Raw genomic sequence first — 14,499 nt, forward strand, 5'->3', positions numbered from 1 at the left:
GGTTAGCTTTCCTTATCAAAGCATTTTTTTTATTAATTTTTATTTGCTGCATATTGCTCGCAAGATGAAGGCCAGGCAACCAGAGGCTTTCAGCCATGTCACTCAAGACCTACAAGAACTATATCGATGGCCAGTGGTGCGAAGGCCACACCACCCTGGGCAACTACAGCCCCTCGGACACCCACGACCTGATCGGCGAATACCATCAGGCCAGCGCCGCACAGGCCCGCCAGGCCATCCAGGCTGCCCGCGCCGCGCAACCGCAATGGGCCGCCAGCGGCCTGGAGGCCCGCCAGCAGGTGCTGATGGCCATCGGCGACGAACTGATCGCCCGCAAGCAGGAACTCGGCGAGCTGCTCTCGCGTGAAGAAGGCAAGCCGTTGGCCGAAGGCGTCGGCGAGGTTCACCGCAGCGGCCAGTTCTTCCATTACTACGCCGCCGAAGTGCTGCGCCAGATGGGCGAGACCGCCGCCTCTGTGCGCCCCGGGATCGACATCGAAGTGCATCGCGAACCGGTGGGCGTGGTGGGCATCATCACCCCGTGGAACTTCCCCATGGCCACCGCCGCCTGGAAGATCGCCCCGGCGCTGGCGTTCGGCAACGCCGTGGTGTTCAAGCCGGCCAACCTGGTGCCGGCCAGCGCCTGGGCGCTGACCGAGATCATCAGCCGCCAGGGTCTGCCCAACGGTACCTTCAACCTGGTCATGGGCAGCGGCGCCAGCGTTGGCGAAGCACTGGTGCAGTCGGCCGAGATCGACGCCCTGACCTTCACCGGCTCGCTGCAGACCGGCCGCCGTATCGCGGTCGCCACCGCCGGCAACCTGGTGCGCTGCCAGCTGGAGATGGGCAGCAAGAACGCCCTGGTGGTAATGGACGACGCCGACCTCGACCTGGCCGTGGAGTGCGCCCTCAACGGTGCCTTCTTCGGCACCGGGCAGAAGTGCACGGCTTCTTCGCGGCTGATCGTCTGCGAGGGCATCCACGACCGCTTCGTCGAAGCCCTGCGCCTGCGCATGCGCCAGCTCAAGGTGGGCCATGCCCTGGAGGCCGGCGTGCAGATAGGCCCGGTGGCCGACGCCCGCCAGCTTGAACAGAACCTGCAGTACCTGCAGTTGGCCCAGGACGAAGGCGCCACCCTGATCGAAGGTGGCGAACGCCTGCAACTTCAGAGCGACGGCTACTACATGCGCCCGGCGCTGTTCATCGGCAGCCGCAACGACATGCGCATCAACCGCGAGGAAGTGTTTGGCCCCATCGCCTGTGTGATCCGTGTACGTGACTTCGACGAGGCCCTGGCCACCCTCAACGACACCGAATACGGCCTGACCGCCGGCATCATCACCCAGTCGCTGCGCCACGCCAGCGCCTTCAAGCGCGGCGCCCAGACTGGCTGCGTGATGGTCAACCTGCCCACCGCCGGTACCGACTACCACGTACCGTTCGGCGGCCGCAAAGCCTCAAGCTTCGGCCCCCGCGAACAGGGCCAGTACGCCCGCGACTTCTACACCGTGGTCAAGACCACCTACCTGCGGCCCTGAAGGAATACGCGCCATGCACGACCTCTTGATGATCGACGGCCTGCAGTACTCCAACTGGAGCCCGGAAATATTCCAGCAGATGCAGGCCGGTGGCCTGAGCGCGGTGCACGCCACCATCGCCTACCACGAGAACGCCCGCGAGACCCTGTCGCGCCTGGGTGAGTGGAACCGCCGCTTCGAAACCTGGCCCGAACTGATCCGCCCGGTGCGCACGGCCAGCGACATTCGCCAGGCCCACGCCGAAGGCCGGGTGGGGATCTTCTTCGGCTTCCAGAACTGCTCGCCAATCGAGGACGACATCGCCCTGGTGGAGGTGTTCCGCCAGCTCGGGGTGTTCGTCATGCAGCTCACCTACAACAACCAGAGCCTGCTGGCCAGCGGTTGCTACGAGCGCGAAGACAACGGCATCAGCCGCTTCGGCCGCCAGGTGATCGCCGAAATGAACCGGGTCGGCATGCTCATCGACATGTCCCACAGCGCCGAACGCAGCACGCTGGAAGCCATCGAGCTGTCGAGCCGGCCGGTGATCATCTCCCATGCCAACCCGTCGAGCTTCCACGCCGCCAAGCGCAACAAGTCCGATGCCGTGTTGCGCGGCATCGCCGAAACCGGCGGCTTGCTGGGCTTCAGCACCTACCCGTTCCACCTCAAGGGGGCGTCGGACTGCAGCCTGGAAAGCTTCTGCGACATGGTCGCACGCACCGCAGACCTGATGGGCGTGGAGCATATCGGCATCGGCACCGACCTGTGCCAGGCACAGCCGCTGGCGGTGCTCGAATGGATGCGCAATGGCCGCTGGAGCAAGGACAAGGACTACGGCGAAGGCTCCAAGGACAACGCCAACTGGCCGGCACCGTTGCAGTGGTTCCGCGACAGCCGCGACTTCCGCAATATCGCCCAGGGCCTGCGCGCCCGCGGCTTTGCCGAAGCCGAGGTGGGCAAGATCATGGGGCTGAACTGGCTGCGCCTGCTGGAGACCGCCACCACGGCGCAGGCCTGAGCCCCTTGCACGGACAGCATCAACAATAACAACAATCGCAGGTTCCGGAGGCTTCATGAAAAACCCAACCACCCTGCAGGCTGAAGGCCAGGCCATGGGCCTGCCGCTGACGCGGGACATCGACTGGCCGCTGTTCCTGATCAGCGGCGGCTTCCTCGGCGCATTTCTGCTAGCGGCGCTGATCGACATCGACACGGTGTCGGCGCTGGTCAACACCCTGTTCGCCTGGTCGACCAAGGCCTTTGGCCTGTACTGGCAGGTGCTGATGCTGGCGACCTTCGCGGTCAGCCTGGCCATCGGCTTCTCCCGTTGCGGGCGCGTGCGCCTGGGTGGCGTGAGCCAGCGCCCGGACATCAGCACCTTCAACTGGATCGCCGTGATCATGTGCGCCCTGCTGGCCGGAGGCGGCGCCTTCTGGGCTGCCGCCGAACCGCTGATGCACTTTGCCAGCCCGCCGCCGTTGTTCGCCGGCCTGCAACCGCACAGCGAGGCCGCAGCCACCGCGGCACTGGCCCAAGCCTTCGTGCACTGGGGCTTCCTGGCCTGGGCCGTGCTAGGCAGCCTGCTGGCCATCGTGCTGATGCACCTGCACTACGACAAGGGCCTGCCGCTGGCTCCGCGTACCCTGCTCTACCCGCTGTTTGGCGAGCGTGCGCTGAAGGGCCCGATCGGCACCCTGGCCGACGCCACCTCGATCATCGCCGTGGTCGCCGGCACGATTGGCCCGATCGGCTTTCTCGGCTTGCAGATCAGCAGCGCCATGCATGCAGTGTGGGGCCTGCCCAACGACATCATCACCCAGTCGCTGACCATCGTGCTGGTCACGGCGATGTACACCGTGTCCTGCCTGGTGGGGCTCAAGGGCATCCGCTTCGTCAGCGAGATCAACGTCTGGCTGATGATCGGCCTGGCACTGTTCATGGTGGTGTTCGGCCCGACCCTGTTCATCCTCGGCGGCTTCCCGGCAGCCTTTGCCCTGCACATCGAGCATTTCATCCCGATGACGATGTTTCGTGCCGACCCCAAGTGGCTGGACTGGTGGACGGTGTTCTACTGGGGCTGGTTCATTGGCTATGCGCCAATGGTGGCGCTGTACGTCGCGCGGATCTCGCGGGGCCGCACCATCCGCGAGATCATCATGACGCTGTCGATCATCGCGCCGCTGGTGACCATGTTCTGGTTCACCGTGGTTGGCGGCACCGGCATCGGCCTGGAGCTGCAGACACCGGGCATCGTCACCGCCCACGGCGCGCAGCCCGAAGACCTGCTGCTGGGAGTGACGCAGAACCTGCCGCTGGGCGGCCTGATCAGTGCGCTGTTCCTGTTCCTCAGCTTCATCTCGGTGGCGACCAATGGCGATGCCATGGCCTTCACCGTGGCGCTGGCGATGTCCAGCAACGATAAACCGAAGAAGTGGCTGTGTGGTTTCTGGGCCATCGGCATGGGCCTGGCGGCGGTGGTGCTGATCACCATCGGAGCCGGCGGCGTGACGGCCCTGCAGTCCTTCATTGTCATCACCGCGGTGCCGGTTTCGCTGGTGATCCTGCCAGCGCTGTGGGATGCGGTGCGCATCGCCCGGCACATGGCCCGCGAACAAGGCGTCTGAACATGATCCATCCAGGTATGACAACAATGTCCAACAGCCTACCTGCAACACCGGCCTTGCGCCCCGCCAGCCAGGTCATGGACCTGGCCCGCCTGGGCAGCCACTTCCAGAGCCCGCTGAGCTTCGTGCGCAGCAGCATGCGGCGGATGATGAACCAGCGCTGGCACATCCAGCGCAGCCGCTTCGACCTTGATGCGCAAGGCTTCGGCACGGCCATCTACCGCATCGACACGCCGCATGGGCATTACCACTGCGTGCTGTTTTCGGCCTACCTGCCGCCGGAAAAACGCAGCGACCGGGTGATCGCCGACCAGTGGGACGTCACTTTCGTGCTGGTCGCAGGCGACGTCGATGCGGTGCAACTGGACGACCTGCAGCGCAACGTGCCGCTGCAGGAGGCCGGGCGCTTCGATGCCCGCGTGCTGGTGCTGTCGCGGGCCAACCGCAGCCTGCGCAACTTCGACCGCTTCCTGGCGGCGCTGGCCGAAGGGCAGCAGCCAGACCCACGCCAGCTGGCCGAGGTCGGCTACCTCTACCGCACCACCGCGGTATACGGCAACGGCAAGTTCGGCATCGCCGATTTTGGCTGCCTGCAGGACAACCCGGACTTCAACCAGCCGTTCAGCGCGCAGATGTTCACGGTCTACCTGTTGCGCCATTTCAGCATCGAGCAGATCGAACACATGGCCCGGGCCCTCGACCCGCAACGTGCCGTGCCACTGGCCCCGGCACTGCAACGCTACCTGGGGGTCGGCAACGCGACCGGGCTGGGCATGGCGCCCTTCCTGATCAACCACCCGCAATTGGTGGAACGCTGGGTCAGCATGCGCGAAACGGCGCTGAGCCAGGCCTTGGCGCAACCGGCCGAGCCCGCCCGGCTGGAACGTCTGCACGCGCTGCTGGCGCGGGCCCGCCTGCACCTGAGCCAGACCCAGACCGAAGACCTGCGCCAGCAGCAACAGGACCAGCAAACCCTGGCCGAACTCGCGGCGTTGGCCGACTGGCTCGGTGGCCAGCCCGCTGGTAATGGCCTCTGGTCACAGCTGCTGGCCTGGAGCGAAACACACGCCGGGCCGGGCTGCCAGGAACTGCTGGTAAGCCTGCTGCTGGAGCTGTACCCCGAGCTCGTGACGCCACTGGCCGAGCAGATGGGGGCCAGCGAAGGCTGGCAGCTGGACGCACAGATGCCCCTCAGGCAACTGCGCGAACTCATCGAGCAGCAGTACGGCTGGGCCCTGGCCTACGACTTCACCTGCGTGGCGGCCGAGCACTTCTTCTGGTACCGCTCGGCCGAAAAAGAGGAGCCACGCCTGGGCATGCGCGCCGAAGAGCCGGGCGCGGAAAAGGAAATGCAACTAGGCATCGCCCGCAATATCCAGCGCTGCCACCGCGCCGTGCTCGAACACCTGCAGGCGCAGCCTCAGGCCCTGACCGCGCACCTGCTGATCGCCGCGCCGACGCTCAAAGGCACGGTGCGCCGCCTGCAAGGCATGGCGCACAGCAGCTACGGGGAAATCCGCGCCAACCTGCTGGACCGCGACATGCTGCCGATCCACCTGTTGCGCTGCAAACTGGCGTTTTTCGGTGCGGGCAAGTTCGACCCCAAATCAAGCCGCTGGGTACGCATCACCTTGTTCCAGGGCGCGCCTCTGGTGAGCGACATCGGCCAGCCGTTCGACGACGACTGGAACTTCGCGGTCATGCCGCAGGGAGCCTTGTGACCATGCGTGTATCGCTCAACGAAATCCAGGTGATGTGCCGCAAGGCGTTCGAAGGCATGGGCTTTGCCCCGGGCGACTGCGAGGACGCGGCCGAACTGGTGGGCTGGCTGCACTTGCAAGGGCTGGATGGCATCGGTGCGCTGGCACAGGCGCTGGACTACCTGCAAGGTGAAGCCAGCCAACCCTTCACCCTGAGCTACGACGACAGCACCTTGCTGGTGCTCGACGCCCACGGCCAGAGCGTGCTGCGCTGCGCCGCGACGGCAGTGGAACTGGCACTGGACAAGGCGCTGCACCGTGGCCAGGCGCTGCTGAAGATCCACCACTGCCATAACCGCCTGCTGCTGCTGGGCTACCTGAGCAAGGCCGCCGAGCGCGGGCTGCACGTGCAGGCCCGCTGGGAAGATGCGCGCCAGCGCCACCTGGCCGACTTTACCGCAGGCGAGCAACGCCCTGCGCTGCGCAGTGAAGCCCAGCCAGGCGGCGTCGAGGCATTCGAACAAGGCGTCACGGTGCTGTTCACCCGGCCGGCCTACGCCCTCCCCGTAGCAGGCGCCACACAACGCACGGCGAACCAGGGCTTCACGGTAGACGCCGGCACCTGGCAGCGGCTCAAGCAGTTGTCCGAGCAGATTCTCGTCGAAAGCACCGAAGCCTCGCGCCGCCATGGCGCAGGCGGCGGCAGCGATGCCGACTGACCCTCACGTAAATTCAGGAAGCCATGCAATGAAACATGCGATCAAGACCGACCTGTACGCCTCCAGGGCACCACTGGAGTGGGCCGTGGTCGGCAACGGCACGCTTTACACCGCCCAGATCCCCATCGATGCCCAGGGCCAGGTGGTCGCCGGCGGCATCGAGGCGCAGGCCCGTCAGACCCTGGACAACCTGCGCCACACCCTGGAGGCCGCTGGCAGCTCGCTGGAGGCGGTAACCCAAGTGCTCATCTACGTCACCGACCGCAGCTACCTGGCTGCCGTCAACAGCCTGTATGCCGAGTACTTCCAGGCACCGTACCCAAACCGCGCGGCGATCGTGGTGGCAGGCCTGGCCCGCGAGGAAATGCTGGTGGAACTGGTGGTGTACGCCTGCCTCTAGGGGCGCGTGCGTCACTCCACCAGCTTGCTGGCAATGATGATCTCGCCGCTCAACACCTTGTGAATAGGGCAGGCATTGGCGACCTCGAGCAAACGCGCACGTTGTTCATCGCTCAGCGCCCCGCGCAGGCGAATTTCGCGCGCGATCTGGAGCCTGGGTTCGCGCCCCAGCTGCTCCTGTTCGATAGAGATGTCCACGTCGATGGCTTGCAGCGGCATTTCCTTGCGCTGCGCGTACATGGCAACGGTGATGGAGGTACAAGCCCCAAGGGATGAGAGCAACAGCTCATGGGGCGACGGCCCCACATCGCCGCCACCTGCCTGTTCAGCGATGTCACTGGCCCACTGGTGCTGGCCATTGGTGATGTTCACCTGGTAGGCCACGCCTGCGAAAGATGCACGGATTGCTCGCTCTGCCATGGAAACTCCTGATGTGTAATTGTCCTGAAGCAGCAATGATAGAAAAACAGGGCAATCAGCAGTAGATGACGGATTTGCACCCTGGCGTTCCATAGGGAGAACGCAGGGGCCGCTTTGCGGCCCCCGGATTTCATCACAGGTCCAGCGTCAGCGTAGGCGTCCGAGCCCGCGACACACACAGCATCATCACATCACCCCGAGCCCGTCTGCCACTTGGGCCATGCAGCAGGCTTTCACCCGCTAATTGTTGGGCCGGGGTTGGTTAAAGCATCTCGTCTGAATAGCTGAAAGAATTTGCACGCTGCGGCAACTATCGCCAGTCACAAGTAAACACAGAACTTCCTGTGTCTGACTTGAGGTAAGCGACCATGGCTAACAATCAAGACAAAGATAGACCCCAAGGCGGCAGCAACCAGGCCAACGCGGGGGATGCTGGCGGCAAAGGCGGACAGGGCGGCATGGCCGGCACGCAGAAAGGTGGCCAGCAGTCCGGGCACACGCCTGAAGACAAGATGAGCAAGGACAAGGATTGGCAGCAGAAGGATACCGGGCACCAAGGTGGGCAGGCCGGTGGCAAACAGAACCCGGCCGACAGCGGACGCATGGGCGGGCAACCTTCCCAGGGCGGCACCCAGCACAAAGACAAGGATCGTTGATAACTGGCAACTTGCACCAGGGCGGCAGCGCCCTGGTGCTCACGTTTGTGCGTTACACCACCCAGACTGCCCACCAGAAGGGCTTTCTTCACTCGCGCCAAGCACACCATTGCGGCACGCACACGCGTAGTCCGCTTCGGCCCGGGTTGCGAAATTCAGCGTCAACCTGAGCTTGTCGAGGGTGTCATAGAGGTCGTATCCCTTGCCCAGCGTGTTGGGGAAACCTGCGCGTCTGGGCAGGTAGTCTTTTTCCGGCGGTAGAGCGGGAACCACAACAAAGCGCGTCTGCATGACCATCCCTCTTCTTGGCAGCTCTTTAGTATTAGTCGCAATATGTGAAAGCATCAAGACGGCTCATGATTGAATTTCGCCCCACTTTGGCGCCATCTGCGCCCCAAAACCACACACCCAGCCTCCCCCTGCACCCGCCCTGCGCGCTGCCTTGATCGCCCACAACCCTGTCTGCAACGGCCGCGCAACGGGAATCTGACCACTTGGCCATGTTTTTGCTTTGCAAGCTGCTCACACCCACCAATGCCGAGCAGCCCCATGTCCGAATCCCCTACGCACCTGCGCCTGGAGCTGCGTGCCATCAGCAAGCGCTACCCAGGCACCCTGGCCAACGACCGCGTCGACCTGCGCATCGCCCCCGGTGAGATCCATGCCCTGCTTGGCGAGAACGGCGCGGGCAAGAGCACCCTGATGAAGATCATCTACGGCGTCACCCGGCCCGACTCCGGCCAGCTGCTGTGGCAGGGCCGGCAGGTGCAGGTGGCTGACCCGGCCCAGGCCCGCAGCTTGGGCATCGGCATGGTGTTCCAGCACTTTTCCCTATTCGAGACCCTGACCGTGGCGCAGAACATTGCCCTGGCGCTGGGCCGCGAAGCGGGCTCGCCGAAGCAGCTGGCGCCGCGTATCCGCGAGGTGTCGCAGCGCTACGGCATGAGCCTGGAGCCGGAACGCCTGGTGCACAGCCTGTCGATCGGTGAGCGCCAGCGGGTGGAGATCGTGCGGTGCCTGATGCAGGACATCAAACTGCTGATCCTCGACGAACCGACCTCGGTGCTGACGCCCCAGGAGGTCGAGCAATTGTTCGTCACCTTGCGCACGCTGGCCCGCGAAGGCTGCAGCATCCTGTTCATCAGCCACAAGCTCAATGAAGTGCGCGCCCTGTGCCACAGCGCCACCGTGCTGCGCGCAGGTCGGGTTTCCGGCACCTGCGTGCCGGCCGACTGCAGCGACTTGCAGCTGGCGCGGCTGATGGTCGGTGATGCCGAAGGGCTCGAAGCCCGCTACCCGAAGCGCGCAGGCGGCCTGCCGCGGCTGCGGGTGGACGACCTGAGCTGGCGCAACCAGGACCCGTTCGGCACCTCCTTCGAGCACCTGCGCCTGGAGGTGCGCAGCGGCGAAATCGTCGGCATCGCCGGGGTCGCCGGCAATGGCCAGGACGAGCTGCTGGCGCTGCTCAGTGGCGAAACCCGCCTGCACGCCAGCGAGCGCGAGCGCATCAGCCTCGACAACCAGCCCATGGCCAACCTGTATCCGGATGCCCGTCGCGCCCTGGGGCTGGCGTTCGTCCCGGCAGAGCGCCTGGGCCACGGCGCCGTGCCGGACATGAGCCTGGCCGACAACGCTCTGCTCAGCGCCTTCCAGCAGGGCCTGGTCGAACGAGGGCTGATCCGCTCGGGCAAGGTGCTGGCGTTGGCCGAACAGGTCATCCAGCGTTTCGCGGTAAAGACTCCAGGCACGCAGGCCACGGCGCGCAGCCTGTCTGGCGGCAACCTGCAGAAGTTCATCCTCGGCCGGGAAATCCTGCAGAACCCCAGGCTACTGGTTGCCGCCCACCCGACCTGGGGGGTCGATGTCGGCGCCGCTGCGGCGATCCACCGCGCACTGATTGCCCTGCGCGATGCCGGCGCGGCGATCCTGGTGATTTCCGAAGACCTTGATGAGCTGCTGCAGATCAGCGACCGCATCGGTGCCCTGTGCAGCGGGCGCCTGTCACCGCTCAAGGCCACCGCCGACACCCACAGCGTGGAGGTCGGCAGCTGGATGGCCGGCCAGTTCGACACTGCGCAAGCCGCCATCTGACGAGAGCCCGCCATGTTGCTATCCCTCGAACCCCGTACCCAGCAGTCGCGCGCCATGCTGGTGCTCTCGCCGCTGCTCGCTGCCCTGCTGACCCTGGTCAGCGGAGCGATCCTGTTCAGCGCCCTGGGGCATGACCCGCTGCTGACCTTGCACACGTTGCTGATCGAACCAGTCAGCGACCTGTACGGCCTCAGCGAACTGATGCTCAAAGCGCTGCCGATCCTGCTTTGCGCCCTGGGCCTGGCGGTGGCCTACCAGGCGCGCATCTGGAACATCGGCGCCGAAGGCCAGTTGCTGGTCGGCGCCCTGGCCGGCAGCGCCCTGGCAATCCACATCATCGATTGGCAAAGCCGCTGGGCACTGCTCTGGGTGCTGCTGGCCGGCAGCCTTGCCGGTGCTGTGTGGGGGGCGCTGGCAGCGTGGCTGCGCACGCACTTCAATGCCAATGAGATCCTCACCACCATCATGCTCAACTACATCGCCCTGAACCTGCTGCTGTACTGCGTGCATGGCCCGCTGAAGGACCCCGAAGGCTTCAGCTTCCCGCAGTCGGCGATGTTCGGCGATGCCAGCCGCCTGCCGGCACTGTTCGAGGATGGCCGCGTGCATATCGGCCTGTACTTCGTGCTGCTGGCACTGGTGGCGGTGTGGGTGCTGCTGCACAAGAGCTTCCTGGGTTTCCAGATCAAGGTGCTTGGGCTCGATCAGCGCGCCGCCGGTTTCGTCGGCTTTCGCGAAAAGCGCCTGGTGTGGCTGGCGTTGCTGATCAGCGGCGGCCTGGCGGGCCTGGCCGGGGTCAGTGAAGTCAGCGGGCCGATCGGCCAGCTGGTGCCGCAGGTGTCGCCGGGCTACGGCTACGCCGCGATCACCGTGGCCTTCCTCGGCCGCCTCAACCCGCTTGGCATCCTCGTTGCCGGCCTGCTGATGGCCCTGCTCTACCTCGGCGGCGAGAACGCGCAGATGAGCCTCAATCTGCCGCAGGCGCTGACCGGGCTGTTCCAGGGAATGATGCTGTTCTACCTGCTCGCCTGCGACGTGCTGATCCTCTACCGGCCGCGGCTCAGGCTCAACTGGCGGCGGCGCACGCCGCTGGCCGAAGCGGCCCGTGCCTGACCTCCCCTGACCTTTACCAGTGCCTGCCGCCATGGGTGCGCAGGCTGAGGCTTCGACTATGGATCTCGATCTGCTTGGCAACATCCTCTACGCCATGGTGCGCTGCGGCACCCCGCTGCTACTGGTGGCCCTGGGCGAACTGGTGTGCGAGAAGAGCGGCGTGCTCAACCTCGGCCAGGAAGGCATGATGCTGTTCGGCGCGGTGGTGGGCTTCATCGCCGCCTTCGCCACCGGCAGCCTGTGGCTCGGTGTGCTGATGGCATGCCTGGCCGGCATGCTGCTGGCGTCGCTGTTCGCCGTGGTTGCACTGGGTTGCCAGGCCAACCAGGTAGCGACCGGCCTGGCCCTGACCATCTTTGGCGTCGGCCTCTCGGCGTTCGTTGGCAGCGCCTGGGTCGGCAAGCCGCTGAGCGGTTTCGAAGCGCTGGCGATTCCGCTGCTGGCCGACCTGCCGATCATCGGTCATATGCTGTTCAACCAGGACCTGCTGGTCTACCTGTCCTTCGCCCTGTTCCTGCTGGTCGCCTGGGTGCTGCTGAAAAGCCGCGCCGGCTTGGTCCTGCAGGCCGTTGGCGAAAACCCCGACGCTGCCAGCGCCATGGGCCTGCCGGTGCTGCGCGTGCGCACGCTGGCGGTGCTGTTCGGCGGCGCCATGGCCGGCCTGGCCGGCGCCTACCTGTCGCTGGCCTACACGCCGATGTGGGCAGAGAACATGACTGCCGGCCGCGGCTGGATCGCCCTGGCGCTGGTGGTATTCGCCAGCTGGCGGGTACTGCGCGTGCTGCTCGGTGCCTACCTGTTCGGCCTGGCCAGCATCCTGCACCTGGTGGCCCAGGGCATCGGCGTGAGCTTCCCGGCCAACCTGCTGGCGATGCTGCCGTACGTGGCGACGATCCTGGTGCTGGTGGTGCTCTCGCGCGATGCGCTCAAGACCCGGCTGTACGCCCCGGTATCACTGGGCCAGCCCTGGAAAGCGGGACGCTGACGGCGCACCGGCAAACAACAGAACGACACAAGACCCACAGGAGTGAACCCTCGATGCATCTGAAGAAAAGCACCACTCTGCTGCGCACCCTGGCCGCCGCCATCGGCCTCAGCACGGCGCTCTCTGCCACCGCCGCCGACCCACTGAAGGTCGGCTTCGTCTACATCGGACCGATCGGCGACCATGGCTGGACCTACCAGCACGAACAGGGCCGCCAGGCGCTGATCAAACAGTTCGGCGACAAGGTCCAGACCAGCTTCGTCGAAAACGTGCCGGAAGGCGCCGACGCCGAGCGGGTCATCCGCAACATGGCCAAGGGTGGCTACGACCTGGTGTTCGCCACCTCGTTCGGCTACATGAACCCTACCGCCAAGGTCGCCAAACAGTTCCCTAAGGTCACCTTCGAACACGCCACCGGCTACAAGCAGGACAAGAACCTCGGCACCTACCTGGCGACCTCCTATGAGGGCCGCTACGTCGGCGGTTACCTCGCCGCAAAGATGACCAAGAGCAAGAAAATCGGCTACGTCGCGTCCTTCCCGATCCCGGAAGTGCTGCGCGACATCAACGCCATCCAGCTGGCGCTGGACAAGTACAACCCAGGCACCGAGATCAAGGTGGTGTGGGTCAACTCCTGGTTTGACCCGGGCAAGGAAGCCGACGCCGCCAATGCCCTGATCGACCAGGGCGTCGACGTGCTGTTCCAGCACACCGACAGCCCAGCGCCGATCCAGACCGCCGAACGCCGTGGCATCTACGCGGTGGGCTATGCCTCGGACATGGCCCACTTCGGGCCCAAGGCAGTGTTGACCTCCATCGTCAACAACTGGGGGCCGCATTACATCAAGAGCACCCAAGCGGTCATCGACGGTAACTGGAAGCCCCAGGACTACTGGGGCGGCCTGGCCGAAGGCACCGTCGAACTGCCGATCAGCGACCTGGTGCCGGCCGATGTGAAAAGCGGCGCCGAGCAGATCATCGCCAGCATCAAGGACGGTTCGTTCCACCCGTTCACCGGGCCGATCCTCGACCAGGCTGGGGAAGTGAAGATTCCTGAAGGCGCGGTGGCCAGTAACGCCGAACTGGCGGGCATGAACTACTACGTAAAAGGCATCACCGCACAACTGCCCAAGTAAGGCCAGCGCTGTCTCTTGTGGGAGCGGCCTTGTGTCGCGAAAGGGCTGCGAAGCAGCCCCGGCAATTTGTGCATTTGCGCTGATATCCCCGGGGCCGCGTTGCGACCCTTTCGCGACGCAAGGCCGCTCCCACAAGAGCCGCCTGCAACCCACTTTTCCGGAGCCCTGATGAACACACTGCCAATCATCGACATCGCCCCGCTTTACCAGCACGACCCCGCCGCCCGCCGGGGCGTGGCCCGGCAGATCGACACCGCCTGCCGGCAATGGGGCTTCTACTACATCAAGGGGCACCCGATCCCGGCCGCGCGCATCGCTGAACTGAAAGCCGCGGCCGTAGATTTCTTCGCCCGCCCAACCGATGAAAAACTGCGCATCGACATCACCCGCAGCGCCCACCATCGCGGCTATGGCGCCATCGCCACCGAGCAACTCGACCCAGACCGGCCAAGCGACCTGAAGGAGACCTTCGACATGGGTTTCCACATGGGCGCCGAACACCCTGATGTGCTCGCTGGCAAACCGCTGCGCGGCCCCAACCGCCATCCGGCCATCGCTGGCTGGGAAGCACTGCTGCAACAGCACTACCAGGACATGCACGGGCTTTCCCTGACCCTGCTGCGGGCCATGGCCGAAGCACTGGGCATCGAGCAGGACTTTTTCGACCAGCGTTTCGCCGAACCGATCAGCGTGCTGCGCATGGTCCACTACCCGCCGCGCCAGGCCGCCAGCAGTGCCGACCAGCAAGGCGCCGGCGCACACACCGACTACGGTTGCATCACCTTGCTGTACCAGGACAATGCCGGTGGGCTGCAAGTGCGCAGCCGCGACGGCCAGTGGATCGACGCACCGCCCATCGAAGGCACCTACGTGGTCAACATCGGCGACATGATGGCGCGCTGGAGCAACGACCGTTACACGTCCACACCGCACCGGGTGATCAGCCCGCTGGGTGTGGACCGCTACTCGATGCCGTTCTTCGCCGAGCCGCACCCGGACACCGAGATCAGCTGCCTGCCCAACTGCTCCGGCCACGACAACCCGGCAAAGTACCCGCCGGTGTCGTGCAGCGCCTACATGCTGTCGCGTTTTGCCGAAACCTATGCGTATCGCCGGGAAGCGGTTTGAACGCAGCG

The 14,499-nt window shown here is 65.3% G+C and carries 14 protein-coding genes; 12 read left to right on the top strand and 2 right to left on the bottom strand.

Features of this window, described 5'->3' with window-relative positions; all coding sequences use genetic code 11:
* Positions 1–95 precede the first annotated feature (95 nt).
* Genes BUQ73_RS14940 through BUQ73_RS14965 form a run of 6 tightly spaced genes read left to right on the top strand, consistent with a single transcriptional unit; the run spans position 96 to position 6,963 of the window.
* Positions 96–1,538 carry an aldehyde dehydrogenase family protein gene (locus BUQ73_RS14940; protein WP_079228626.1) on the top strand — a complete coding sequence of 481 codons (1,443 nt, stop codon included), beginning with the start codon at positions 96–98 and terminating at the stop codon, positions 1,536–1,538.
* Between the two features lie 13 nt (positions 1,539–1,551).
* Positions 1,552–2,538 carry a dipeptidase gene (locus tag BUQ73_RS14945; protein ID WP_079228627.1) on the top strand — a complete coding sequence of 329 codons (987 nt, stop codon included), beginning with the start codon at positions 1,552–1,554 and terminating at the stop codon, positions 2,536–2,538.
* Between the two features lie 55 nt (positions 2,539–2,593).
* The gene (locus BUQ73_RS14950) at positions 2,594–4,144 is read left to right on the top strand and encodes a BCCT family transporter (RefSeq protein ID WP_079228628.1); all 1,551 of its coding nucleotides are present in this window, start codon (positions 2,594–2,596) and stop codon (positions 4,142–4,144) included.
* A 26-nt stretch (positions 4,145–4,170) separates the two neighbouring features.
* Entirely contained in the window at positions 4,171–5,865 is a 1,695-nt protein-coding gene (locus tag BUQ73_RS14955) for a hypothetical protein (protein WP_079228629.1), read from the top strand.
* Positions 5,866–5,867: 2 nt separating this feature from the next.
* Positions 5,868–6,563, top strand: coding sequence for a DUF3726 domain-containing protein (locus BUQ73_RS14960; protein WP_079228630.1), 696 nt, complete (start codon positions 5,868–5,870; stop codon positions 6,561–6,563).
* 28 nt (positions 6,564–6,591) lie between these two features.
* Positions 6,592–6,963, top strand: coding sequence for a RidA family protein (locus BUQ73_RS14965; RefSeq protein ID WP_079228631.1), 372 nt, complete (start codon positions 6,592–6,594; stop codon positions 6,961–6,963).
* An 11-nt stretch (positions 6,964–6,974) separates the two neighbouring features.
* Here the strand turns inward: BUQ73_RS14965 and BUQ73_RS14970 are convergent, their stop codons facing one another.
* Positions 6,975–7,382, bottom strand: coding sequence for an OsmC family protein (locus BUQ73_RS14970; RefSeq protein ID WP_079228632.1), 408 nt, complete (start codon positions 7,380–7,382; stop codon positions 6,975–6,977).
* 368 nt (positions 7,383–7,750) lie between these two features.
* On the opposite strand from BUQ73_RS14970, the gene BUQ73_RS14975 reads away from it, so the two are divergent.
* A complete protein-coding gene (locus BUQ73_RS14975; protein WP_079228633.1) occupies positions 7,751–8,038 on the top strand; it encodes a hypothetical protein in 288 nt (95 codons plus the stop codon).
* A 39-nt stretch (positions 8,039–8,077) separates the two neighbouring features.
* Here BUQ73_RS14975 and BUQ73_RS14980 read toward each other — a convergent pair whose 3' ends face one another.
* A complete protein-coding gene (locus tag BUQ73_RS14980) occupies positions 8,078–8,335 on the bottom strand; it encodes a hypothetical protein (RefSeq protein ID WP_079228634.1) in 258 nt (85 codons plus the stop codon).
* A gap of 237 nt (positions 8,336–8,572) precedes the next feature.
* Between BUQ73_RS14980 and BUQ73_RS14985 the strand changes: the two genes are divergently transcribed.
* The 5 genes from BUQ73_RS14985 (at position 8,573) to BUQ73_RS15005 (ending at position 14,491) form a co-directional block, all read left to right on the top strand.
* Positions 8,573–10,129 carry an ABC transporter ATP-binding protein gene (locus BUQ73_RS14985; protein ID WP_192858656.1) on the top strand — a complete coding sequence of 519 codons (1,557 nt, stop codon included), beginning with the start codon at positions 8,573–8,575 and terminating at the stop codon, positions 10,127–10,129.
* 12 nt (positions 10,130–10,141) lie between these two features.
* Positions 10,142–11,242 (top strand): ABC transporter permease, encoded by a 1,101-nt coding sequence (locus tag BUQ73_RS14990; RefSeq protein ID WP_079228636.1) that lies wholly within the window; start codon positions 10,142–10,144, stop codon positions 11,240–11,242.
* A 58-nt stretch (positions 11,243–11,300) separates the two neighbouring features.
* Positions 11,301–12,227, top strand: a complete 927-nt coding sequence (locus BUQ73_RS14995) for an ABC transporter permease (protein ID WP_079228637.1) — start codon at positions 11,301–11,303, stop codon at positions 12,225–12,227.
* A 53-nt stretch (positions 12,228–12,280) separates the two neighbouring features.
* On the top strand, positions 12,281–13,363 hold the full coding sequence (locus tag BUQ73_RS15000) for a BMP family ABC transporter substrate-binding protein (protein ID WP_079228638.1): 1,083 nt from the start codon (positions 12,281–12,283) through the stop codon (positions 13,361–13,363).
* A gap of 168 nt (positions 13,364–13,531) precedes the next feature.
* The gene (locus BUQ73_RS15005; RefSeq protein WP_079228639.1) at positions 13,532–14,491 is read left to right on the top strand and encodes an isopenicillin N synthase family dioxygenase; all 960 of its coding nucleotides are present in this window, start codon (positions 13,532–13,534) and stop codon (positions 14,489–14,491) included.
* The last annotated feature ends 8 nt before the right edge of the window (positions 14,492–14,499 follow it).

The organism is Pseudomonas putida, from assembly GCF_002025705.1.
In the GTDB taxonomy this organism is placed as follows: domain Bacteria; phylum Pseudomonadota; class Gammaproteobacteria; order Pseudomonadales; family Pseudomonadaceae; genus Aquipseudomonas; species Aquipseudomonas putida_J.

Excerpts from the sequence above, each read along its gene's own strand:
- BUQ73_RS14965 (WP_079228631.1), top strand. The coding sequence starts at position 6,592 with ATGAAACATGCGATCAAGACCGACCTGTACGCCTCCAGGGCACCACTG.
- BUQ73_RS14980 (WP_079228634.1), bottom strand. The coding sequence starts at position 8,335 with ATGGTCATGCAGACGCGCTTTGTTGTGGTTCCCGCTCTACCGCCGGAA.
- BUQ73_RS15000 (WP_079228638.1), top strand. The coding sequence starts at position 12,281 with ATGCATCTGAAGAAAAGCACCACTCTGCTGCGCACCCTGGCCGCCGCC.
- BUQ73_RS14985 (WP_192858656.1), top strand. The coding sequence starts at position 8,573 with ATGCCGAGCAGCCCCATGTCCGAATCCCCTACGCACCTGCGCCTGGAG.
- BUQ73_RS15005 (WP_079228639.1), top strand. The coding sequence starts at position 13,532 with ATGAACACACTGCCAATCATCGACATCGCCCCGCTTTACCAGCACGAC.
- BUQ73_RS14970 (WP_079228632.1), bottom strand. The coding sequence starts at position 7,382 with ATGGCAGAGCGAGCAATCCGTGCATCTTTCGCAGGCGTGGCCTACCAG.
- BUQ73_RS14975 (WP_079228633.1), top strand. The coding sequence starts at position 7,751 with ATGGCTAACAATCAAGACAAAGATAGACCCCAAGGCGGCAGCAACCAG.
- BUQ73_RS14995 (WP_079228637.1), top strand. The coding sequence starts at position 11,301 with ATGGATCTCGATCTGCTTGGCAACATCCTCTACGCCATGGTGCGCTGC.
- BUQ73_RS14955 (WP_079228629.1), top strand. The coding sequence starts at position 4,171 with ATGTCCAACAGCCTACCTGCAACACCGGCCTTGCGCCCCGCCAGCCAG.
- BUQ73_RS14960 (WP_079228630.1), top strand. The coding sequence starts at position 5,868 with ATGCGTGTATCGCTCAACGAAATCCAGGTGATGTGCCGCAAGGCGTTC.
- BUQ73_RS14950 (WP_079228628.1), top strand. The coding sequence starts at position 2,594 with ATGAAAAACCCAACCACCCTGCAGGCTGAAGGCCAGGCCATGGGCCTG.
- BUQ73_RS14940 (WP_079228626.1), top strand. The coding sequence starts at position 96 with ATGTCACTCAAGACCTACAAGAACTATATCGATGGCCAGTGGTGCGAA.
- BUQ73_RS14990 (WP_079228636.1), top strand. The coding sequence starts at position 10,142 with ATGTTGCTATCCCTCGAACCCCGTACCCAGCAGTCGCGCGCCATGCTG.
- BUQ73_RS14945 (WP_079228627.1), top strand. The coding sequence starts at position 1,552 with ATGCACGACCTCTTGATGATCGACGGCCTGCAGTACTCCAACTGGAGC.